The organism is Streptomyces sp. NPDC002055, assembly GCF_040296705.1.
Classification (GTDB): Bacteria; Actinomycetota; Actinomycetes; order Streptomycetales; family Streptomycetaceae; genus Streptomyces.
Genome location: NZ_JBEOXS010000022.1, coordinates 1 through 21,944 on the forward strand (window position 1 = coordinate 1; position 21,944 = coordinate 21,944).

21 protein-coding genes are annotated in these 21,944 nt (G+C 73.2%); 12 read left to right on the forward strand and 9 right to left on the reverse strand.

Annotation, left to right across the window (positions count from 1 at the left end; translation table 11 throughout):
• The 5 genes from ABT112_RS15845 to ABT112_RS15865 all read left to right on the forward strand — a co-directional run.
• A partial coding sequence (locus ABT112_RS15845; protein WP_351509807.1) for a hypothetical protein occupies window positions 1-277 on the forward strand: 277 nt, incomplete at its 5' end.
• The gene (locus ABT112_RS15850; protein WP_351509810.1) at window positions 274-1,002 is read left to right on the forward strand and encodes a response regulator transcription factor; all 729 of its coding nucleotides are present in this window, start codon (window positions 274-276) and stop codon (window positions 1,000-1,002) included. The genes ABT112_RS15845 and ABT112_RS15850, both read left to right, overlap by 4 nt.
• Window positions 999-2,441 (forward strand): sensor histidine kinase, encoded by a 1,443-nt coding sequence (locus ABT112_RS15855; protein ID WP_351509812.1) that lies wholly within the window; start codon window positions 999-1,001, stop codon window positions 2,439-2,441. Before ABT112_RS15850 ends, ABT112_RS15855 begins: the two co-directional genes overlap by 4 nt.
• Before the next feature lie 65 nt (window positions 2,442-2,506).
• The gene (locus tag ABT112_RS15860; RefSeq protein WP_351509814.1) at window positions 2,507-3,493 is read left to right on the forward strand and encodes an alpha/beta hydrolase family protein; all 987 of its coding nucleotides are present in this window, start codon (window positions 2,507-2,509) and stop codon (window positions 3,491-3,493) included.
• Complete coding sequence (locus ABT112_RS15865; RefSeq protein ID WP_351509816.1) at window positions 3,490-7,779, forward strand: caspase family protein; 4,290 nt, start codon at window positions 3,490-3,492, stop codon at window positions 7,777-7,779. The genes ABT112_RS15860 and ABT112_RS15865 overlap by 4 nt, the downstream gene beginning before the upstream one ends.
• Here the strand turns inward: ABT112_RS15865 and icmA are convergent.
• The 3 genes from icmA to ABT112_RS15880 all read right to left on the reverse strand — a co-directional run bounded on the left by icmA (window position 7,755) and on the right by ABT112_RS15880 (window position 10,494).
• Window positions 7,755-9,455, reverse strand: a complete 1,701-nt coding sequence (icmA, locus tag ABT112_RS15870) for a coenzyme B12-dependent isobutyryl-CoA mutase large subunit (RefSeq protein WP_351509818.1) — start codon at window positions 9,453-9,455, stop codon at window positions 7,755-7,757. The two genes, ABT112_RS15865 and icmA, sit on opposite strands and share 25 nt — an antisense overlap.
• Before the next feature lie 73 nt (window positions 9,456-9,528).
• Window positions 9,529-9,861, reverse strand: coding sequence for a DUF3817 domain-containing protein (locus tag ABT112_RS15875; RefSeq protein WP_351509820.1), 333 nt, complete (start codon window positions 9,859-9,861; stop codon window positions 9,529-9,531).
• A gap of 123 nt (window positions 9,862-9,984) precedes the next feature.
• A complete protein-coding gene (locus tag ABT112_RS15880; protein ID WP_351509822.1) occupies window positions 9,985-10,494 on the reverse strand; it encodes a MarR family winged helix-turn-helix transcriptional regulator in 510 nt (169 codons plus the stop codon).
• A gap of 304 nt (window positions 10,495-10,798) precedes the next feature.
• Between ABT112_RS15880 and ABT112_RS15885 the strand changes: the two genes are divergently transcribed.
• Window positions 10,799-11,788, forward strand: coding sequence for a DUF5937 family protein (locus tag ABT112_RS15885; RefSeq protein WP_351509824.1), 990 nt, complete (start codon window positions 10,799-10,801; stop codon window positions 11,786-11,788).
• Between the two features lie 80 nt (window positions 11,789-11,868).
• Here ABT112_RS15885 and ABT112_RS15890 read toward each other — a convergent pair whose 3' ends face one another.
• Entirely contained in the window at window positions 11,869-12,162 is a 294-nt protein-coding gene (locus tag ABT112_RS15890) for an MTH1187 family thiamine-binding protein (RefSeq protein ID WP_351509826.1), read from the reverse strand.
• Window positions 12,159-12,503, reverse strand: coding sequence for a DUF3817 domain-containing protein (locus ABT112_RS15895; RefSeq protein WP_351509829.1), 345 nt, complete (start codon window positions 12,501-12,503; stop codon window positions 12,159-12,161). The genes ABT112_RS15890 and ABT112_RS15895 overlap by 4 nt, the downstream gene beginning before the upstream one ends.
• 167 nt (window positions 12,504-12,670) lie before the next feature.
• Here ABT112_RS15895 and ABT112_RS15900 point away from each other — a divergent pair, with 167 nt between their 5' ends.
• The 4 genes from ABT112_RS15900 (at window position 12,671) to ABT112_RS15915 (ending at window position 15,470) form a co-directional block, all read left to right on the forward strand.
• On the forward strand, window positions 12,671-13,309 hold the full coding sequence (locus ABT112_RS15900) for an AIM24 family protein (RefSeq protein ID WP_351509831.1): 639 nt from the start codon (window positions 12,671-12,673) through the stop codon (window positions 13,307-13,309).
• A gap of 130 nt (window positions 13,310-13,439) precedes the next feature.
• Window positions 13,440-14,090 carry an AIM24 family protein gene (locus tag ABT112_RS15905; RefSeq protein WP_351509833.1) on the forward strand — a complete coding sequence of 217 codons (651 nt, stop codon included), beginning with the start codon at window positions 13,440-13,442 and terminating at the stop codon, window positions 14,088-14,090.
• Window positions 14,087-14,875 (forward strand): AIM24 family protein, encoded by a 789-nt coding sequence (locus ABT112_RS15910; protein WP_351509835.1) that lies wholly within the window; start codon window positions 14,087-14,089, stop codon window positions 14,873-14,875. The genes ABT112_RS15905 and ABT112_RS15910 overlap by 4 nt, the downstream gene beginning before the upstream one ends.
• A gap of 118 nt (window positions 14,876-14,993) precedes the next feature.
• Window positions 14,994-15,470 carry a MarR family winged helix-turn-helix transcriptional regulator gene (locus tag ABT112_RS15915; protein WP_351509837.1) on the forward strand — a complete coding sequence of 159 codons (477 nt, stop codon included), beginning with the start codon at window positions 14,994-14,996 and terminating at the stop codon, window positions 15,468-15,470.
• 19 nt (window positions 15,471-15,489) lie between these two features.
• Here the strand turns inward: ABT112_RS15915 and ABT112_RS15920 are convergent, their stop codons facing one another.
• Both ABT112_RS15920 and ABT112_RS15925 read right to left on the reverse strand, forming a co-directional pair.
• Window positions 15,490-16,923: a sensor histidine kinase gene (locus ABT112_RS15920; protein ID WP_351509839.1), complete on the reverse strand. Its 1,434-nt coding sequence runs from the start codon at window positions 16,921-16,923 to the stop codon at window positions 15,490-15,492.
• Window positions 16,916-17,581, reverse strand: a complete 666-nt coding sequence (locus ABT112_RS15925) for a response regulator transcription factor (protein ID WP_351509841.1) — start codon at window positions 17,579-17,581, stop codon at window positions 16,916-16,918. The genes ABT112_RS15920 and ABT112_RS15925 overlap by 8 nt, the downstream gene beginning before the upstream one ends.
• 126 nt (window positions 17,582-17,707) lie before the next feature.
• On the opposite strand from ABT112_RS15925, the gene ABT112_RS15930 reads away from it, so the two are divergent.
• A complete protein-coding gene (locus tag ABT112_RS15930) occupies window positions 17,708-18,337 on the forward strand; it encodes a PepSY domain-containing protein (RefSeq protein WP_351509843.1) in 630 nt (209 codons plus the stop codon).
• Window positions 18,338-18,727: 390 nt separating this feature from the next.
• Here the strand turns inward: ABT112_RS15930 and meaB are convergent, their stop codons facing one another.
• Both meaB and ABT112_RS15940 read right to left on the reverse strand, forming a co-directional pair.
• Entirely contained in the window at window positions 18,728-19,693 is a 966-nt protein-coding gene (gene meaB, locus ABT112_RS15935) for a methylmalonyl Co-A mutase-associated GTPase MeaB (RefSeq protein WP_351509845.1), read from the reverse strand.
• Window positions 19,694-19,940: 247 nt separating this feature from the next.
• Window positions 19,941-21,152: an acetyl-CoA C-acetyltransferase gene (locus ABT112_RS15940; protein ID WP_351509848.1), complete on the reverse strand. Its 1,212-nt coding sequence runs from the start codon at window positions 21,150-21,152 to the stop codon at window positions 19,941-19,943.
• A 136-nt stretch (window positions 21,153-21,288) separates the two neighbouring features.
• Between ABT112_RS15940 and mce the strand changes: the two genes are divergently transcribed.
• Complete coding sequence (gene mce / locus ABT112_RS15945) at window positions 21,289-21,729, forward strand: methylmalonyl-CoA epimerase (RefSeq protein WP_351509850.1); 441 nt, start codon at window positions 21,289-21,291, stop codon at window positions 21,727-21,729.
• Window positions 21,730-21,944 lie beyond the last annotated feature (215 nt).

Consider the following 21,944-nt stretch of genomic DNA (forward strand, 5'->3'; position numbering starts at 1 on the left):
CGGTCATCGAGCCGGAGGAGAAGCAGAGGTGCTGCTCGGCTTCGACCAGGAGGTGTTGGACACCGGGGTAGATGACGTCGCCGACCTTCCACAGCACATCATGCGGCTGCGCCGCGGGATCGCGCTGTGGAACACCGCCCCGCCGGGCTCCTGGCGCGCCGACCGCCGGTCCCAAGAACTTTCCGAGAACGCCGTTTGGCAGCCTGGGGCCATGAACACCGAGCTCTCCCGCCGCGGCCGCCGGACGCCGCCCGCCCGGCCCGCGGTGCGCGGATGACCCCCGGCCGCGGCAGCGACCCCGCACCGGCGGGCCCGCCCGCGCCCCGGATCCTGGTGGTCGACGACGACCCCGAGGTGCGGGCCGCCGTCGAGGACGGCCTCTGCGTCGAGGGGTTCACCGTGTGCGGGGCGGCCGACGGGCTGGAGGCGCTGCGCGCGGTGGGCGACCGGCAGCCCGACGCCATGGTGCTGGACGTGATGATGCCGGTGCTGGACGGACTCGCGGTGTGCCGCCGGCTGCGGGCACTCGGGGACCGTACGCCGATCCTCGTCCTCACCGCGCTCGACGCCGTGCGCGAACGGGTCGACGGGCTGGACGCCGGCGCCGACGACTACCTCGTCAAGCCCTTCGCGCTGGACGAGCTGACCGCGCGCCTGCGCGCCCTGCTGCGCCGGGCCGCACCGCCGGCCGGGCCCGAGGAGCAGCAGAGCGCCTTCGCCGATCTCGTGGTGGACCCGGCTACCCGGACCGGGACGCGCGGCGGACGGCGGGTGGAGTTCAGCCGGACCGAGTTCGCCCTGCTGGAACTGCTGCTCGCCCACCCCGGCCAGGTGCTGCCGCGGGAGCTGATCCTGGAGCGGGTCTGGGGCGCCGCGTTCGGCCCGGACACCAACTCCCTGGCGGTCTACGTCGGTTATCTGCGCCGCAAGCTGGAGGCGGGCGGCGAGCCGCGGCTCGTCCACACCGTGCACGGCGTCGGCTACCGGCTGGACCTCGCATGACCGGCCGCCGGTCGCTCGGTGCCCGCTGGCGCCGCCACAGGCCGCTGCGGACCCGGCTGGCGGCGGTCGCCTCGGCCGCGGTGGCCCTGGTCGCGGTCGGGGTCTGCTGGGCGGCCTTCCTGGTGATCCGGCACGAGCTGTACCACCAGCTGGACCTCCACCTCACCCAGTCGGCGACGCTGGTGCAGCAGCAGAACCGCGACGACGGACCCCAAGTGGTGTACGGCGAGTGCGTCTTCCTCTCGGCGCCCGCCTGCTCGCAGATCGTCCCCGCCGACCCGGCCCGCGATCCGTCCGCGCCGTATCCCCTGGCGGTGACCGCACCCGTCCGGGAGGTCGCGACCGGCGACCGCGCCCCGTACTACAGCAACATCGGCGTGGAGGGGCACCCGGCCCGGATGCTCACCACCCCCTTCGGGGAGGACCGGGCGCTCCAGGTGGCGCTGCGCTCCGACACGGTGCAGCAGGGGGTGCGACGGGCCGCCTGGATGCTGGGCGGCGTCGGCGGCGCGGGGGTGCTGCTCGCCGGGGCGCTGGGCTACTGGGTGTCCCGGACCGGTCTCGCGCCGGTCGCCCGGCTGACCGCGACGGCCGAGCGGATCGCGGCGACCCGCGACGCCCGGCACCGGATCGAGCTGCCGCCGGGCCCGCCCGGCCGGCAGGACGAGGTGACCCGGCTGGCGGCGAGCTTCAACACCATGCTCGGCGAGCTGGAGCAGTCGGTGGCGGCGCAGCGGCAGCTGGTCGCGGACGCCTCGCACGAGCTGCGGACCCCGCTGACGGCGCTGCGCACCAACGCCGAACTGCTGTCCCGCGGCGACCGGCTGACCCCGGCGCAGCGGGAGCGCGCCTCCGGCGCGCTGGAGCGGCAGATGCGGGAGGTGACCCGGCTGGTGGGCGATCTGATCGAGCTGGCCCGGGAGGAGGAGCCGCAGCCGCTGCTGGAGGACGTCCGGCTGTCGGCGCTGCTGGAGCACGGGGTGGGGACGGCGCGGGAGCACTGGCCCGCGGTGGGGTTCACCGTGGCGGTCGAGCCGGCCGCACAGCCGCTGACGGTGGCCGGGGTGCCCGCCCGGCTCAGCCGGCTGCTGGGCAATCTGCTGGACAACGCCGCCAAGTTCAGCCCGCCGGGCGGCCCGGTGGAGGCGGCGCTCACCGCGCACGGCGGCGGCTGCGAACTCACCGTCCGCGACCACGGCCCGGGCATCGCCGCCGAGGACCTCCCCCACGTCTTCGACCGCTTCTACCGGGCGGACGCCGCCCGCGCCCTGCCCGGCTCGGGCCTGGGGCTGGCGATGGTCCGCCGGATCGCCCTGGCCCACGGCGCGGAGGCCACCGCGGAGCGGGCCCCGGGCGGCGGCGCGCTGTTCCGGGTCCGCTTCACAGGAGCGACGGCCGGCGAGGACGAACAGGGCACCACGGCACATCCGCCCGACTGACTGCCTCTCATCTCCGCGGCGTCTAGGGTGATTCGCGGGGAAACGCCGTACGGGAGGGGGCGCCGGTGGCGCGCGTCGTGGTGGTGCACGGAGTCGGCCGGCAGCTGGACACCGCCGAGACTCTGCTGCCGGCCCTGGAACCCGCGCTGCGGGGCGGGCTGAACCTGGCCCTGGAGCGTGACACGGCACTCGCCGGCCGGGTCCGGCCCCTGGCGGCGGGCGATGTGGCGTGCGTGGGCTACGGACACCTCTTCCGCCGGCCCGGGGCGCGCGGCGTACCGGACTTCGAAGCCACCGACGTCGCGCCGGGGTTCGAGACGGAGCTGCTGCTGGCCTGGTGGGAGGCGGCCGCGGCGGCCGACCCGGCTGTGCTCGGCCCGGACGCCGCCACGCGCGGAGTGCTCGGCTACGCCGCCTCCCGGCCGCTGACGACCGCCACGGTGCAGCGCGCCCTCGACGCCCTCACCCGCTCCCGGTTCTTCCGGGCCGTGTCGGACTCGCTGCTGATCGCCGGGCTCGAGCAGTTCCGCCGCTATCTCACGGACGGCGATCTGCGGGCCGCGGTGCGGGCCCGGACCGATGCGCTGATCGGCCCCGACACCCGGGTGGTGGTGGGCCACTCCCTCGGCTCGGTCGTCGCCTACGAGACGCTGTGCGCCCGGCGGACCGGCCAGGTCGCCTCGCTGGTGACGCTCGGCTCGCCGCTGGGCATCCGCAACCTGACCTTCGACCGGCTCCAGCCTCCTCCGCGCGAGGGCACCGGCGTCTGGCCGCCGGGCCTGCGGCACTGGCACAACGTCGCCGACGCCGGTGACATCGTGGCCCTGGTCCGCGAACTGGCCCCGCGGTTCGGGCCCCGGGTCCGCGACCACCGGGTGCACAACGGCACCACCATGCACAGCATGACGGCGTATCTCACGGCCGTGGAAACCGGTGCCGCCATCGCCGAGGGGCTCTCCGACACCGTGGAGCCGGGCGGTGCCGGGACGGCATCCGGCCCCGCGCGGCCGGGCGTCCGGGAGCCGGCCGCCCCCGGGGAGCCCGCGCCGTGACCGCCGCGCCGCTCCACCACGCCGGCCCGGACCTGGACCCGGGAGAGTTACGGCGTTTCCTCTTCGCCGCCGGGACCCGCCACTACCCGGCCGAGCCGGAACTCGGCGAGCTCCCCGGGGTGGACGAGGACGTGGACCGCGTCACCGCGCTCTTCGCCTCGCTCGGCTACCAGCGGATCCTGCCCCACCTGGGCCGCGACCCGGACGCCCAGCGGCTCCTGGCCGAGCTGGAGGAGTGGCTGCAGCACCCCGACCGCTCCGAACAGGACGTGCTGGTCCTCTACTACGCCGGCCACGGCATCAAGCACCCGCAGCGGCGGCAGCACTATCTGATGTGCGGCGGCAGCCGGATCGCGCTGCCGCAGAGCACCGCGGTCCGCTCCGGGGACCTCGCCGGGCTGCTCGCCTCGTCACCGGTCGGCCACGTCCTGATGCTCCTCGACACCTGCTACGCGGGCGCGGGGACCGCGGAGATGGCCGCCGTCGCCCACGATCTGGTCGCCACCCGCCCCCACGACGGCGACGGTCCCTGGCTGATGGCCGCCGCCCGGGCCCGGGAACAGGCCGTGGACCACGCGTTCGTCCCGGCGCTGGAACACGCGCTGGCCATCAGCCGGGCCGGGATGCGGCAGCCGCACCTCGACCCGGTGGAGATCACCGGCCGGGTCGACGCCCACCTGCGCGCGCACCACCCGCACCAGAGCGCCCGGTGCAGCGCCACCGATGTGCGCGTGCCGCCGCCGTTCTTCCCCAACCCGGCCCACCGGCCGGGCCTGCCGCCGGACCTGCTGGACATCCGGGCGGCCCGGGAGTGGGCGGCCCACTTCGACCCGCGGAGCCGTGGCGTGGAGTACGCCAGCGAGAAGGGGGACCGCTTCACCGGACGGCTCCAGGCGCTGGCGGTGCTCGCCGGATGGCTGCACCGGCCGCAGCACGACGGCCGGGCACGGGTGGTCACCGGCGGCCCCGGATCCGGCAAGTCCGCGGTCCTGGGCCGGCTGCTGGCCCTGGCGGACGCCGACCCCGCCCGCCGTCCCCCGGCTCCGGACCACGTGCTGCCGCCGCCCGGCTGTGTCACCGCCGCCGTGCACGCCCGCGGCAGCACGCTGGAGGCCCTCGCCGAGCGGCTGGCCGCGGCGCTGGACGTCGCGGCGGACACCGTCCAGCAGTTGCTCTCCGGCCTCGCGGACCGCGCCACCCCCTGCACCGTGCTCATCGACGCCCTCGACGAGGCCGGCACCGGCGTCGGCGGGAGCGAACCCCGGCGCATCGCCCGGGAACTGCTCCGCCCGCTCTCCGCGCTGCCGCAGGTCCGGCTGATCGTGGGCAGCCGCCGCGAGAGCGTGCCCGACCTCGGCAGCGCGGTGGAGCTGGTCGACCTCGACACCGACGCGTACACCGGCCCCGAGGACGTCGAGGAGTACGTCCGGAGCGTGCTGACCGGCGCCGGGGACGCTCCGGGGTGCGCGTACCGGGGTCCGGGCGAACCGGCGTCCGCCGTCGCGGCCGCGGTGGCCCGCCGGGCGGGCCGGTCCTTCCTTGTCGCCCGGATGACCGTGCGCGCGCTGCTCCACGGCGACCTGGTGGTGGACACCACGGTCCCGGGCTGGGAGGAGCGGCTGCCCTCGGAGGCCGGCCAGGCCTTCCACGCCTACCTCGCCCGGTACGGGGAGGACGAGCAGCGGGTCCGCCGGCTGCTCACCCCGCTCGCCTACGCCGAGGGCGACGGCCTGCCCTGGGACTCGCTGTGGGGCCCGCTGGCCACCGCGCTGTCCGGGGTGCCCTGTTCGGACGAGGACATCGACTGGCTGTTCCGGCACGCCGGGGCCTATGTCGTCGAGGTGCCCGTCGACGACGAGCGGTCGGTGTTCCGCCTCTTCCACGAGGCGCTGGCGGAGTACCTGCGCAACCCGCGCCGGGACACCGAGAACCAGCGGCGGATCACCGACGCGCTGCTGGCGTCGGTGCCCGCGGAGCCGGACGGGGAGCGCGACTGGCCGCGCGCCCACCCCTACGTCCTGTCCCACCTCCCGGGTCACGCCACCGCCGCCCGGGAGTTCGAACGGCTGCTGGGCGACGCCGGGCTGCTGGTCCACACCGAGCCCCACGCCCTGCTCTCCGCGCTGGAGGAGGTCACCGGCCCGGCGGCGACGGCGGTCCGGGCGATGTACCGGACGAGCGCCCACCTGTACCGGCACGCCACGTTCACCGAGCGCGCGCAGATCCTGGCCGTCGACGCGGCGCGGTTCCGCTCGTCGGTCCACCGGGAGCAGCTGGACCGGCGGCTGGAGTGGCGGCCCCGGTGGGCGACGAGCAGTCAGACGAGCACCGCGTTCCGCGCGGAGATCGCCTCGGAGCCGGACTACCCGCCGGCGCTGGCCTGTGCCGTGGTCGACGGCACGCCCGTCGCCGTGACGAACGCCCGGCCGGACCTCGCCGAGGTGCGGGAACTCGGCACCGGGAGCCGGGTCGCCGTGCTGCGTGGTCACACGGCCTCGGTGACCGCGATCGCCTGCACGGTGCTGGACGGCGACCCGGTCGCGGTGACCGGCAGCGGGGACGGCACCGTCCGGGTCTGGGACCTGGGGACCGCGGCGGAGCTGCGCCGGTTCCCGGTCTCCGGCGACCACGTGGTGGGGCTCGCGTGCACGACGGTGGACGGTGTCCCCGTGGTCGTGGGACACGGATTCCGGGGCACCCGGTGGCTCTGGGAGCTGCGCACCGGAGCCCTCCGTCGCGCCGCGGCGGCGCAGGGATCACGGTGGTCCAGCAAGGACGTCGGCATCGCGTGCCTGGCGCTGGACGACACGGTCCTCTCCGTCGCTCCCGGCACCGACCCCGGCGAGCATCTGTGGGATCTGCGCACCGGCCGTACCCGCGCCCTGGCACCGGACACCGAGGCCTACGCCGTCGCCTGCACCCGGCTCGACGGCCTGCCGACCGTGCTCCTCGGTGTCCGGAACGGGCCTCTGGTGCTGTGGGACCCGGAGTCCGGCACCGCGCGGTCGGAACTCCCGCTGCCGGCCTGCTGGGTCACGGCCATCGCCTGCACCGAGGTCGAGGGCACCGCGGTCGCGGTGCTGGGTCTCGGCGACGGCGGGGTGCAGATCGTCGACCTGCGGACCGGTGCGCTGCTCGGCCGGCTCAACGGCCACGGCGACTGGGTGCACCACGTGGTGTGCACCACGCTCGACGGCGCCCCGGTGGTGGTCACCGCCAGCAGCGACGGTTCCGTCCGGCTGTGGGACCTGGTGCTGAGCCCGCAGGCGGTCGATCCGGGCGGGCACAACAGCTCGGTGGAGGGCGTGGCCGACTGTGTCGTCGGCGGGGTCCCCGTCGCGGTGTCCGCGGGCCACGACCACTCCGTCCGGGTGTGGGACCTCGCGAGCGGCAGAGCGCTGGCCCGGTGGGAGGACCACGGCGGCTGGGTGGACTCCCTGGCCTGCGTGCAGGTGGACGGCGCGCCGGTGGCCGTGACGAGCGGCCACGACGGCACCGTGCGCGTCCGCGGACTGACCGACGGCACGGCGTGGACGGTGGTCGCCGGGTCCCCGTGGAAGCCGGCGGTCGCCTGCACGGTCCTGCGGGGCGAGCCGGTCGCCGTGATCGCCGAGCGCTCCTACGGCCGGGAGTCCCAGCCGTTGCGCGCCTGGAGTCTGTCGACCCGTCGGATGATCCCGGACATCACGGTGGCGGCGGGCAGCGCCGGCCTCCTGGCCTGCACCGTGCTGGACGGCAGACCCACCGCCGTCGTGCACGGCGGGCTGCCGTCGGGCGACCGCACCGTCCAGCTCTGGGACCTGCTCACCGGCGAGACCCCGGGCGAGCTGGTGGGGTGCACGGACCAGATCAACGCGATGGTGTGCACCGTGGTCGGTGACACGCCCGTGGTGATCACCGGCTCCGCGCACCACGGCGCGAGCGTCTGGGACCTGCGGACCCGGAAGGAGCGTTTCCGGCTCGACGCCGGCATGCCCTGGGTCAACGCCCTCGCCTGCACGGTGCGGGACGGCACCCCCGTCGTCGCCGCCGTCGGCTACCACGATCTCCAGGTGTGGGACCTGCTCGGCGGCCGCCTCGTCCAGCACTACGCGCTGCCCCACCGGACGAACGCGGTGGCCGTCGGCGCCGGCGGCGAGCTGATCGTCGGCACCGGCTACGAGGTCCTCGTCCTCGAACCGGCCGCGGCGCACCCCGCACGGCGAAGGCCGTTCCCCCTGGGGTGCCCCCGGGGAAACGGCCCTTCACACCCTGCCGCGGCTCAGAAGCCCGGCGGCTCGGTGTAGACGCCCCACTCGTCGCGCAGGACGCCGCAGATCTCCCCGAGGGTCGCCTCGGCCCGGACCGCCTCCAGCATCGGTTCGATCATGTTGCCGCCGTCGCGGGCCGCCCGCAGCATCGCGTCCAGCGCGGCGCGGACCCGGTCGTCCTCCCGGGCGGCCTTGCGTCCGGCCAGCACCCGGACCTGCTCCCGCTCGACCTCGTGGCTGACCCGCAGGATCTCCAGATCACCGGTGACCGAGGGGGTGTGGCAGTTGACGCCGACGACCTTCTTGTCGCCCTTCTCCAGGGCCTGCTGGTACCGGAAGGCGGACTCGGCGATCTCGCCGGTGAACCAGCCGTCCTCGATGCCGCGCAGGATGCCGGAGGTGATCGGCCCGATGGGGTGCTCGCCGTTCGGCACGGCCCGCCGTCCCCGCTCCTTGATCTGCTCGAAGATCTTCTCGGCGTCGGCCTCGATGCGGTCGGTCAGCGCCTCGATGTACCAGGAGCCGCCGAGCGGGTCGGCGACGTTGGCGACGCCGGTCTCCTCCATCAGCACCTGCTGGGTGCGCAGCGCGATCTCCGCGGCCTGCTCGGACGGCAGAGCGAGGGTCTCGTCCAGTGCGTTGGTGTGCAGCGAGTTGGTGCCGCCGAGCACCGCGGCCAGCGCCTCGACGGCGGTGCGGACCACGTTGTTGTACGGCTGCTGGGCGGTGAGCGACACCCCGGCGGTCTGGGTGTGGAAGCGCAGCCACTGCGCCTTCTCGGAGGTGGCGCCGTAGACGTCGCGCATCCAGCGGGCCCAGATGCGGCGCGCGGCGCGGAACTTGGCGATCTCCTCGAAGAAGTCGAGGTGCGCGTCGAAGAAGAAGGACAGCCCGGGGGCGAAGGCGTTGACGTCCAGGCCGCGGCTGAGGCCCAGCTCCACGTAGCCGAAGCCGTCGGCGAGGGTGTACGCGAGCTCCTGCGCGGCCGTCGCCCCGGCCTCGCGGATGTGGTAGCCGGAGACGGAGAGCGGCTTGTACGCGGGGATGCCCTGCGCGCAGTGCTCCATCAGGTCGCCGATGAGGCGCAGATGGGGCTCGGGCCGGAAGAGCCACTCCTTCTGCGCGATGTACTCCTTGAAGATGTCCGTCTGGAGGGTGCCGTTCAGGACCCCGGGGTCGATCCCCTGGCGCTCGGCGGCCACCAGGTACATGCAGAAGACGGGCACGGCCGGGCCGCTGATCGTCATCGACGTGGTGACGTCGCCCAGCGGGATGTCCTTGAAGAGGACCTCCATGTCGGCGGCGGAGTCGATGGCGACTCCGCAGTGGCCGACCTCGCCCAGCGAGCGGGGGTCGTCGGAGTCCCGGCCCATGAGCGTCGGCATGTCGAAGGCGACGGACAGGCCGCCACCGCCGTTGGCCAGGATCATCTTGTAGCGCTCGTTGGTCTGCTCGGCGTTGCCGAACCCGGCGAACTGGCGGATGGTCCAGGTCCGGCCGCGGTAGCCGGTGGCGTGCAGGCCCCGGGTGAAGGGGTACTCGCCGGGCCAGCCGATCCGCTCGAAGCCGGGCACCTCCGAGCCCTCCGGCGGCCCGTAGGCGGGCTCGACGGGGTCCCCCGAGAGCGTGGTGAAGTCCGCTTCCCGCTTGCGGGCTGCGTCGTACCGGGCCTGCCAGCGGCTGCGGCCCTCTTCGATGGCGTCGGCGTCCATACCCTCGAATTTACTAGGACGTCCTAGTAATTGTCGATGGGAAACCGCCCGCACTCCGGTGCGGGCGGTCGTCTCAGGCCTGCGCTGCGGCCGGGGTACCCCCGCTGACCAGCGGTTCCACCTCCTGGGTGACCTTGCGCTCGACGAAGAACGCGGCCCCGGGGATGGTGCCGGAGAGGAGGACCCAGAGCAGCTTGCCGAATCCCCACTTGGCCTTGGAGCCCAGGTCGAAGGCGAAGACCAGGTAGATGATGTAGAGGACGCCGTGGACCTGGGAGACCACGAACGTGACGTCCGCACCCGTGTCGAAGCCGTACTTGAAGATCATGCAGGTGCACAGCACGAGCAGCATCACGGCGGTGACGTAGGCCATGACCCGGTAGCGGGTCAGCACGCTCTTCTTCATGGACCGAGCGTAGCCGGAGGCTCCGGGCGATCTTCGGCCGCCCTCCCGCTCCCTCGATGCGCCCCGGAGCGGCCGTGCGCCGGCCCCGGGTCCGGCAAGGCCCCACTGCTCCTCGGACGGGCCCTACCGCTCCTCGAAGTCCGCCGCGGCCACCCGCAGCGGGCGCAGCATGGCGAAGATCTCCGAGCACTCCTCGTCGTCGTACACGCCCAGCCCGAAGTCCATGTCCATCAGATCGCGGGTGGCCGCCTGGACGACGTCCCGGCCCTTCGCGGTGATCGAGGCGAGGGTGCCGCGCCCGTCGTTCGGGTTGGGGCGCTTGTCGACCAGCCCGGACTTCACCAGGCGGTCCACGGTGTTCGTCACCGACGTCGGGTGCACCATCAGCCGCTCACCGATCTTCGACATCGGCAGCTCGCCCGCCTTGCTGAAGGTCAGCAGCACCAGTGCCTCGTACCGCGCGAAGGTCAGGCCGTACGGCTTGACCACGGCGTCGACCTGGGCGAGCAGGATCTGGTGGGCCCGCATGATCGAGGTGATGGCCGCCATCGACGGCACGGACCCCCATCGCTGCTTCCAGAGTTCATCGGCTCGGGCGATGGGGTCGAAGGGCAGGCTGAGGGGCTTCGGCACGCCACCGACCTTAGCGGTCGGCCATATGGCGGTCAGCCCCGTCTCAGCCCTCGGGCCGCGGGACGGACACCGCGCCCCGCCCCGCCCGCCGCCGCACGGCGGAACCGCCGGTCGGCGGGGCGGCGGCCGGCCATCCGGAACGCCTCCTCCCACCGCCGCGCACACCCGTCGCCCGCCCCGGCCGTCACCCGTTCGGCCCGTTCGGAACCGAGCCGATGCATGAGCGGCACCCTGCTGGGTAAATGCGGCCCGACCACACAGTTTCGGACTGAGCCGAAAGTTCGGTCCGGAGGGAGGGCGCCCCGTGCCGTTCCATCTCCGCTTCGACTCCGAGGACCGGCCGCACTGCCGGTTCGCCCTGTCCCCGCTCTGGGAACTCCAGGAGGCGGTGCGCACCCTCGGAGCCCCGTACCGCCACGGCTCCCATCTCCCGTGGCTGCGCCGGCTGCGGGACGGCGCCGCCGGCCTCGACCTCCGTCCGCTCCGGCTCCTGACGCCCGAGCGCGGCCGCGGCCCGGACTTCCTCTGCCCGCCGCCGGGCGGCCCGGCCACCACGATCGAGGACGAGCTGGACCGGGTGCGCGGCACCGCCCCGGAGCGGGTCCGCGCGGAGCTGCTCCGGGCCCTGGCCGCCACCCCGGGCGCGGCCGACACCCGGCACGGCCGGGCCCTGCTCGCCGACCCGGCCCGCGCGGCCGCGGACCTCGCGGCCCTGCTGGAACTGGCGTGGAAGGTCCTGATCGCTCCGCACTGGCCCCGGCTGCGTGCCCTGCTGGAGGCCGACATCGCCTTCCACGCCGGACGGCTGGCCGACGGCGGGCCCGAACGGCTCTTCGCCGAGCTGCACCCCCGCCTCTCCTGGTCGGAGACGGCCCTCACGGTGCGGTCCCGGCACGGCGGCCCGCCGGAGCACACGCTCGACGGCGACGATCTGCTCCTGATGCCGAGCGCCTTCGTCCGGCCGGACGTGGTGTGCGACGTGGGCCCGTCCTGGCCGGCCACCGTGGCCTACCCGGCGCGCGGCGCCGCCGGGCTGTGGTCCGAGCCGGACGGCGCCACCCCCGACGCGCTCGCCACCCTGCTGGGCCGGGGCCGGGCCACCGTGCTCACCGCCCTCGCCGAGCCCGCGACGACGACGGGGCTCGCCCAGCGGCTGGGACTGGCGCCGTCCTCGGTCTCCGCGCACCTCTCGGCGCTGCGCGACGCGGGCCTGCTGACCTCCAGCCGCTACGGCCACCAGGTGCTGTACGAGCGCACGCCGCTCGGGATCGCGCTGGCGTCCGAAGCGGCGTGAGAACACCGGGCACGAGCACCGGGCACGACACCCGGCGCGCAGGCGGACGGACACCCGGTCGCGGAGGTCCTCACGCGCCGTCAGGCCGACAGGTGCCGCTCCACCGTCTCGACCTTCGAGGTGAGCCCGTCGGTGACCCCCGGGCGGATGTCGGCCTTCAGCACGAGCGAGACCCGCGGCGCCCGGGCCTCCACGGCGGCGACGGCGCGGTGGACGACGTCCATGACCTCGTCCCACTCGCCCTCGACCGAGGTGAACATGGCGTCCGTGCGGTGGGGCAGCCCGGACTCGCGGACCACCCGTACCGCGTCGGCGACGTACTCGCCCACGTCCTCGCCGACCCCCAGCGGGGTGACCGAGAAGGCGACGATCATGCGTTGACGATCCCCTCGCGGCGCGCCCGGCTCGCGATCACCTCGGCCTCGACCTCGCGCTTGAGCTTCCGGTCCGCGACGAAACCGCCGGTCGGCAGCACCGACAGCACGAAGTAGAGGGCCACCGTCTTCAGCGGCCACTTGGTCTTGCTCCAGGCGTCGAGCAGGAAGACCAGGTAGAGGACGAAGAGCAGGCCGTGGACCGCGCCCATGACCGGCACCGCGTTGAACTCGGTGGTCCGCTTGAGCACGGAGCAGACCAGCAGCAGCAGGAAGGACACTGCCTCGGGCATCGAGACCAGACGCAGGCGTCGGATGGCAGTGGCGGTCTTGGTGTCCACGGGAACCTCTTCCGAGTGGCGGGCGGGCACGGCAGGCGGCGCAGCTTGTGAACACTTGCACAAGCGAAGGCCCATTGTGCCAGCCGCCCGGACCCGGGCCGCCCCCCGGGTCCGGTCCGGGCCGATGGCCCTGTTCGGACCCGCTTCGGGCGGATACCTTCATCCCCGTGGCTCAGTTTCGACTCCAAGGCAGCAAGGTGCTCGCCGTCGACATGACCGGCGACGCCGTGAAGGCGAAGAACGGCGCGATGGTCGCCTACGACGGCCGGATGGCGTTCAAGAAGATGTCCGGCGGCGGCGAGGGCATCCGGGGCATGGTGACCCGCCGGCTCACCGGCGAACAGATGGAGGTCATGGAGGTGTCGGGGCACGGCACCTGCTACTTCGCGGACCGCGCCAGCGAGATCAACCTGGTGTCGCTGCGCGGCGAGACGCTGTACGTCGAGGCCGGCAATCTGCTGTGCACGGACTCGTCCCTGCGCACCGGCACCTCGTTCACCGGGGTGCGCGGCGCCTCCCAGGGCAACGGCCTGTTCACCACGACCGTCGAGGGCACCGGCCAGGCGGCGATCCTCTCCGACGGCCCCGCGGTGGTGCTGCGGGTGAGCGACCGGTACCCGCTCCAGGTGGACCCGGGGGCGTACGTGGCGCACACCGGGAATCTGCAGCAGCACTTCCAGTCGGGCGTCACCTTCCGGACGTTCCTCGGGGAGGGCTCGGGCGAGGCCTTCCAGATCCGCTTCGAGGGCGAGGGGCTGGTCTACGTCCAGCCCAGCGAGCGGAACACCCTCGGCGGTGAGGTGTGAGCGCGACCCGGCCGACCGCCGGACACCCGGCCACCGCGCCGCCGGCCGTGCCGCGTCCGGCCGGCGGGCGGCCGCCCGCCGCCGCACCGGAGCACCGGACCCGCCGGACGCACAGCGAGAGGGGGGCCTGATGCCCTTTCAGGAGATCAATCCCAAGATGGTCGAGGCCCGGGTCCGGCCCGGCGAGCGGCTGTTCAGCCAGCGCGGCGCGATGCTCGCCTACCGGGGCGAGGTGACCTTCACGCCCAACACACAGGGCGGCCAGGGCGGCCTGACCTCGATGATCGGGCGCCGGATCGCCGACGAGGCGACGCCGCTGATGACCGTCGAGGGCAGCGGCACCGTGATGTTCGGCCACGGCGGCCACCACATCCAGGTGATCGAGCTCGCGGGCGACACCCTGTACGTCGAGGCGGACCGGCTGCTCGCCTTCGACGGCACTCTGGAGCAGGGCACGATGTTCATGGGCTCGCAGGGCGGGGTGATGGGCATGGTGCGCGGCCAGGTGACGGGCCAGGGCCTGTTCACCACCACCCTCAAGGGGCACGGTTCGGTGGCGGTGATGGCCCACGGCGGCGTGATCGAGCTGCCCATCACCCCGGACCGCCCCGTGCACGTCGACCCGCAGGCGTACGTCGCGCACCACGGGGACGTGCGGAACAAGCTGTCCACCGCGCTCGGCTGGCGCGACATGGTGGGGCGCGGCTCGGGCGAGGCGTTCCAACTGGAGCTCTCCGGCAGCGGCGCGGTGTACGTACAGGCCTCGGAGGAGAAGCTATGACCGGCCCCGTCGTCCACGACCCGCACACCCTGCCGGTCAACGACAACGTCAATGCCTACACCTTCTGTGTCGACCTGAAGGGACAGTGGTTCCTCCAGAAGGGGAAGATGATCGCCTACTACGGGCGGATCGACTTCGAGGGCGTCGGCCACGGCCGTCTCGACCGGCTGGTCGCGGGCAGTTTCCACTCCCCGCTGCACGCCTCGGACTGGGTGGTCGCCGAGGGCGAGGGCAAGATGCTCCTCGCCGACCGGGCCTTCGACGTCAACTCCTACGACCTCGAGGACGGCAACCTCACCATCCGCGCCGGCAACCTGCTGGCCTTCCAGCCGGGGCTCTCCCTCAAGCAGTCGATCGTCCCGGGCTTTCTCACCCTGATCGGCACCGGCACGTTCGTCGCCGCGTCGAACGGCCCGGTCGTCTTCGTGGAGCCGCCGGTCCGGGTCGACCCGCAGGCCCTGGTGGGCTGGGCCGACTGCCCCTCCCCCTGCCACCACTACGACCACGGCTACCTGCGCGGGGTCATGGGCGGGCTGCGCGCGCTGACCGGCATCGGAGGCACCTCGGGCGAGGAGCACCAATTCGAGTTCGTGGGGGCGGGGCAGGTACTGCTCCAGTCCACCGAGCTGCTGATGCCCGAGCAGAACACCGGCCTGGTGCCGCATCAGGAGGGCGTGCCGGGCGGCGGCCACTCCGGCGGTCACGGCGGCACCCCCGCCGGGCCCCCCGGCCTGCCCCAGCTGCCGGGTTCACTGGGGGGCCTCCAGCGTCGCTTCGGGCTGTGAGCGGTAGTCTGCGGAGTGTAACGTCGAACGCCTGCACACACGGGCGGGCGTCCCGGGGGAACGGACGCCACACACCAAAAATGGTCCGTATTTCAACTTTTGTAGGTAGAATCATTCTATGGAGACCGAGACGGCCACCCTCTGGCTCAGCGACGACGAACAGCGCGCCTGGCGTACCCACCTGGACGTCAACAAGCTGCTGATGCACCAGCTCGAAAAGGATCTGCAGCCGTTCGGCCTGACCAACAACGACTACGAGATCCTGGTCAACCTCTCCGAATCACCGGAGCTACGGATGCGGATGAGCGACCTCGCCGCCGCCACGCTCCAGTCCAAGAGCAGACTCTCCCACCAGATCACCCGGATGGAGAACGCGGGGCTGGTCCGCCGCGAGCACTGCGAGTCCGACCGGCGCGGCCTCTACGCCTGCCTGACGGACGAGGGCTCGGACACGATGCGGAGGGTCGCCCCGCACCACGTCGCCTCGGTCCGGCGGCACTTCATCGACCTGCTGCCGGCCGCCGAACTGGAGGCGCTCCGGGAGTCCCTGACCCCGGTGGCCGACCACCTCCGGGACCAGCGCAGCCGCAGCTAGGCCCTGCCCAACTCCCGGCTCAGCCGGCGGGCAGGCGCAGCTCGAACAGCGCGCCTCCCGCCGCCGACCGGCGGACCGTCAGGGTGCCGCCGTGGCGTTCCGCGACGTCCCGGGCGATGGCCAGACCGAGGCCGGCACCGCCGTCGTCCCGGCTCCGGGCGTCGTCCAGGCGGACGAACCGCTCGAAGATCCGCTCCCGCTGTTCCTCGGGCACGCCGCTGCCGTCGTCCGCGACGCCGAGCACCGCCCAGCCGCCCTCGGTCCGCAGCGAGACGGTCACCTCCGTCGCCGCGTGCCGCCGGCCGTTGTCCAGCAGGTTGCCCAGCACCCGCGCCAACTGGCTCCGGGAACCGGCCACGTCGAGGGGTGACTCCACCGCCTCGGCCCGCAGCCGCACCGGCCCTCCGGCGCGCTGCGCCAGCTCCTCGCGCACCAGGGCGGCCAGCTCCACCGTGCCGCCCTCCCGGGGCCGCTCCCCCGCGTCGAGCCGGGCGAGCAGCAGCAGGTCGGCGGCGAGCTGCTGGAGCCGCACGGTGTCCTCCACCGCGCCCTCGACGTCCAGCAGCTCCGGGTGGGCGACCCCCACCTCCAGCTGGGTCCGCAGGCTGGCGATCGGGCTGCGCAGCTCGTGCGAGGCGTCGGCGACGAAGCGCCGCTGCCGCTCCACGGACGTCTCCAGCGCGGCCAGCGTCTCGTTGGTGGTCCGGGCCAGCCGGGCGACCTCGTCCCGGGAGTCCGGTTCCGGCACCCGCCGGGACAGGTCGGTCGAGGCCGTGATGGCGGCCATCTCGCCGCGGATGCCCTCGACCGGGCGCAGCGCCCGCCGGGTGACCAGCCAGGTGACCCCGGCCACCACGAGCAGCAGCGGCGGCAGTCCGATCAGCATCGCCATGCGCACCTCGCCGACCGCCCCCTGCTCGGTGGCGAGCGGTGAGCCCGCGTGGACGGTCACGGTCTCCCCGCGCGGTGTGGTCGCCTCGACGGACGCGAAGCGGTACTCCTGCTTCTCGCCCTCCACGGTCGCGGTGCCACCGCGGGTCTCCCCCTCGTCCGAGGAGACCTCGCCGCTGTGCGGGGCGTCCTCCTCGTCCTCGTCCCCGTCGTCGTCCTCCGGAGGCCGGGAGGCGGCGCCGCCCGGCTTCACGTCGGCGGTCCCGGTGCCGGTGACGGCCTGCAGATCCTCACTGGCGGCCCGCAGCGCCCCGTCCTCGGAGACCACCTGCACGGGGTGCTCGTCGCCATCCGGCAGGTCCAGCCGGCCGTACGGCGCCCCGGTCGCCACCTGCCCGGCGACCTCCCGCGCCGCGACCTGCGACTGGAGGTCCGCCTGGTCGCGCAGATTGCCGCTCAGCACCATCAGCACGGCGACACCCGCGGCGATCAGAGCCGCCGCGACCACGGCCGTCGCCCCCAGCGCCGCCCGGGCCCGTACGGTGCCGAAGACCCTACGCACGGTCGCCCACCAGCCGGTATCCGGCCCCGCGCACGGTGCCGATGGTCTTCGCGCCGAGCTTCCGCCGCAGCGCGCTGATGTAGACCTCCACGATGTTCGGGTCGCCGTCGTAGGCGAAGTCCCAGACGTGCTCCAGGATCTCGGACTTGGAGACGACCTCGCCGGCGCGCAGCGCCAGCTGCTCCAGCACGGCGAACTCCTTGGTGGTCAGCGTCGCCTCCGCGCCGTCGACGGTGACCCGGCGGGCGGCGGTGTCGACGCTCAGCCCGCCCACGGTCAGCACCGGCGAGGCGGTCCGCCCGCGCCGCCGCAGCAGGGCCCGGACCCGGGCGACCAGCACCACGTACGAGAACGGCTTGGTCAGGTAGTCGTCGGCGCCGGTGTCGAGGCCCTCGGCCTCGTCGTACTCGCCGTCCTTGGCGGTCAGCATCAGGATCGGCACGTCGTCCCCGGCGGCCCGCAGCGCCCCGCACACCCGGTAGCCGTTCATCCCCGGCAGCATGATGTCGAGGACGATCAGGTCGTACGCGCCCTCGCTCGCCCGGTGCAGGCCCTCGGTCCCGTCGTGCACCACATCGACGGCGAACCCCTCCGCCGTCAGGCCCTTGGCCAGCGACAGCGCGAGGCGCCGCTCGTCCTCCACGATCAACAAACGCATGCGCCCAGCTTCCCAGAGCCCACCTGAAGAGAGCTTCAGGAGGCTTCAGCCCCGCTTCAGCATCACTTCGGCACGGTGGTCCACATCGCAACCGACTGCGATACCGAACCACAGCGGGAGGAACACATGAAGCGCAACATCGTCATCGCCACCGTCACCGCGGCGACGCTGATCGGCGGCACCGTCTCGGCCTTCGCCGTCCCCGGCAACGACGAGGCTGCGCAGACCCCCACCAGCGCCACGTCCACGAACGTCCGCGACACGGACGACCGGGACGGGGACGACCGGGACGCGGACGATGTCCGCGAGGCACGCGCCGCCACGACGGACGCGGCACAGGCCGTGGCCAAGGCCCTGAAGGCCCAGCCGGGCACCGTCGCCTCGGCTGAGCTGGACCACACCGCGAAGGGCGTCGTCTGGGACGTGGACGTCGTCGGCGACGACGGCACCTGGCACGAGCTGAAGCTGGACGCCGGCAACGGCCGCGTGCTCGGCAACCACGCCGAGCAGGAGGACGACGGCAACGCCGTGAAGAACGCGAAGACCGACGCCCGCGAAGCCATCGCGGCCGCCCAGAAGGCCGCCCCGGGCAAGGTCACCTCGGTCGAGTTCGACGACGGCGCCTGGGAGGTCGAGCTCCAGAACAAGCAGGGCCAGGACCAGGACGTCCGCGTCGACCAGAACACCGCCAAGGCCACCGTCACCGCCGACCACGACGACGACTCGGACGACGACCAGGACTCCGACGACGACTGACGGCAGCGCGTCCACCAACCACCGGACGGGGAAGCCCGATAACCGCTCCCCCGTCCGGTAGCGGGGAACGCCCAAGAGCCGGGAAAGTTGCTCACCGGCGGGAGGGGGCCGGGGTCGCAGGGGTGTGGGGTCCTGGAAGCTGCCGTGTATTTGTGGGCCGCCAGGCCCGTAAATATACGTTCCAGGACCCCACACCCCGGAGTGCCCCGGCCCCCGTCACCACGCACCGCCCGTGGCGCCCCCAGCGCCCCGGGCGCACAACCACCGCCGCCGCACAACACCCAACGCACCCGCACGCCGCACACAACGCGCCGCCCCAACACCGGAGCCCCCGAGGACCACCTCGGGGGCTCCACCACGTATCAGGGGCACCGAACCGCGCCCGACGAGTCAGCTCCCCGAGCCCTCAGTCAACCCGGCCACCAACTCGTCCGCAGCCGCGTAAGGATCGAGCTCCCCCGCCACGATCCGCTCCGCGAGCGCCCCGAGCCGCCGGTCCCCGTGCAGGTCGTAGATGCGTTCCCGCAGCCGGGTGACGGCGATCGTCTCGACCTCGCCCGCCGCCCGCCGAGCCCGCCGCTCGGAGAGCACGCCGTGCTCCTCCATCCAGGCCCGGTGCTTCTCCAGCGCCTCGACGACCTCGTCGATGCCCTCGCCCCGCGCCGCGACGGTCTTCACGATCGGGGGACGCCAGTCCCCCGCGGCCCGCGCCTCACCCAGCCCCAGCATGTGGTTGAGCTCCCGCGCGGTCGCGTCGGCCCCGTCCCGGTCGGCCTTGTTGACCACGTAGACGTCGCCGATCTCCAGGATTCCGGCCTTCGCCGCCTGGATCCCGTCCCCCATCCCGGGGGCCAGGAGGACCACGCTGGTGTCGGCCTGGGCGGCGATCTCGACCTCCGACTGCCCCACACCCACGGTCTCGACCAGCACCACGTCGCAGCCCGCGGCATCGAGCACCCGGATCGCCTGCGGCGCGGCCCAGGCGAGTCCGCCGAGGTGGCCCCGGGTGGCCATGGACCGGATGTAGACCCCGGGGTCGGACGCGTGATCGCTCATCCGCACCCGGTCGCCCAGCAGCGCACCGCCGGAGAACGGCGAGGACGGGTCGACGGCGAGCACCCCGACCCGCTTCCCGATCCGCCGGTACGCGGAGACGAGCGCCGAGGTGGAGGTCGACTTGCCGACTCCGGGGGAGCCGGTCAGCCCGACGACGTACGCCCCGCCCGTCAGCGGGGCGAGCGCCGCCATCACCTCGCGGAGCTGCGGCGACGCCCCCTCGACCAGCGAGATCAGCCGGGCCACGGCCCGGGGGCGCCCCTGGCGTGCCTGCTCGACCAGGGTGGGGACGTCAACCACTGTTCCGCTCCTCGCGCTCGCCCGAGCCGTCGCACCGACCGCCGGCCTCTGCCGTTCCGCGACCGGCTTCCTGCCGTTCCACGTCAGCCCCGTACCGTCCGCGGCCCGCGGCCCGCGGACCACCTCCGACCGTTCCGGCCCGGATCCTTCCGGACCGGAACCCGGACCCGTCCGCCCCGCGGCCCGCTTCGCGCCGCCCCGCGGACCACTTCACCGCTCCGCGGACCACTTCGTACCGTCCCGCGGACTACTTCGTCCCGTTCCGCGGCACCCGGATGATCAGGGCGTCACCCTGGCCACCGCCGCCGCAGAGCGCCGCGGCACCCGTTCCGCCGCCCCGCCGCTTCAGCTCCAGCGCCAGGTGCAGCACGATCCGCGCACCGGACATGCCGATCGGGTGGCCCAGGGCAATGGCGCCACCGTTGACGTTCACCTTTTCGGAGGAAACTCCCAGGTCCTTCATTGACTGGACCGCCACCGCGGCAAACGCCTCGTTGATTTCGATCAGATCAAGATCCCCAACGGTCAGACCGTCCTTGCCCAGGGCGTGTTCGATCGCATTCGAGGGCTGCGACTGCAGGGAGTTGTCCGGGCCGGCCACATTCCCGTGGGCGCCGATTTCGGCGATCCACTCCAGGCCCAGTTCCTCGGCCTTGGCCTTGCTCATCACCACAACGGCGGCCGCACCGTCGGAAATCTGCGAGGCGCTTCCCGCGGTGATCGTCCCGTCCTTGGCGAACGCGGGCCGCAGCTTTCCGAGCGATTCGGCGGTGGTCTCGGCCCGGATACCCTCGTCCTTGGCGAAGATCACCGGGTCACCCTTGCGCTGCGGAATCTCCACCGGGGTGATCTCGGCCTCGAACAGGCCGTTCTTCTGCGCCACGGCGGCCCGCTGGTGGGACTGGGCCGCGATCTCGTCCTGCTCCGGACGCCTGATGCCCAGCCGGGTGTTGTGCTTCTCGGTGGACTCGCCCATCGCGACGTTCTCGAAGGCGTCGGTCAGCCCGTCGTGCGCCATGGTGTCGAGCATCTCGACCGCGCCGTACTTGTAGCCCTCACGGGACTTCGGCAGCAGGTGGGGGGCGTTGGTCATCGACTCCTGGCCGCCCGCGACCACGACGTCGAACTCGCCCGCGCGGATCAGCTGGTCGGCCAGCGCGATGGCGTCCAGACCGGACAGACAGACCTTGTTGACCGTCAGCGCGGGCACGTTCATCGGGATTCCGGCCTTGACCGCCGCCTGCCGGGCGGGGATCTGGCCGGCTCCGGCCTGGAGCACCTGGCCCATGATCACGTACTGGACCTGGTCGCCGCCGATGCCCGCCCGGTCCAGCGCGGCCTTGATCGCGAAGCCGCCGAGGTCGGCTCCGGAGAAGCTGCGCAGGGATCCGAGCAGACGCCCCATGGGCGTACGGGCGCCTGCGACGATCACAGAGGTGGTGCCGGTCGTACCAGTCATGGTGCGGCCCCTTCGGGGGAAGGAAGTTAACGAGGGTTTTCGTCAATGTACTGAGCGGTACGCGCCTGGTCACCGGTCAGCAGGTGTGATCGCGCGCACGTTGCGTAACCACATGAACGGGCGGTGCACTGGAGCCATGCTGACGCGAATCGACCACATCGGGATCGCCTGCTTCGACCTCGACAAGACTGTTGAGTTCTACCGTGCCACGTACGGCTTCGAGGTGTTCCACACCGAAGTCAACGAGGAACAGGGCGTGCGCGAGGCCATGCTGAAGATCAACGAAACCTCGGACGGCGGTGCCTCCTACCTCCAGCTCCTGGAACCGGTCCGGGAGGACTCCACGGTCGCCAAGTGGCTGGCCAAGAACGGCGAGGGCGTGCACCACATCGCCTTCGGCACCGCGGACGTGGACGCCGACGCCGCGGACATCCGCGGCAAGGGCGTCCGGGTGCTCTACGACGAGCCGCGCACCGGCTCCATGGGCTCCCGGATCACGTTCCTGCACCCCAAGGACTGCCACGGTGTCCTGACCGAACTGGTCACCGCCAACCCCGCCTCCGCCGACGACCACTGACCTCTTCGTCCCCCGGCCGGTAGAGTGGCCGCTCGGCCGGGGTTCGGGTTGGGGGCTGTGACCCATACCTCGCCGACGATCTGACACCATTCTCCGACAGGCACGTACTAGAGCAGCATCAGAGCACGTACCGCGAAGGACAGTGCAGATCGGAGAACGGGCCGGCTCCTGGAAAGGCAGGACGATCGCCGGTGTCGACGCGACCAGGGGACGGA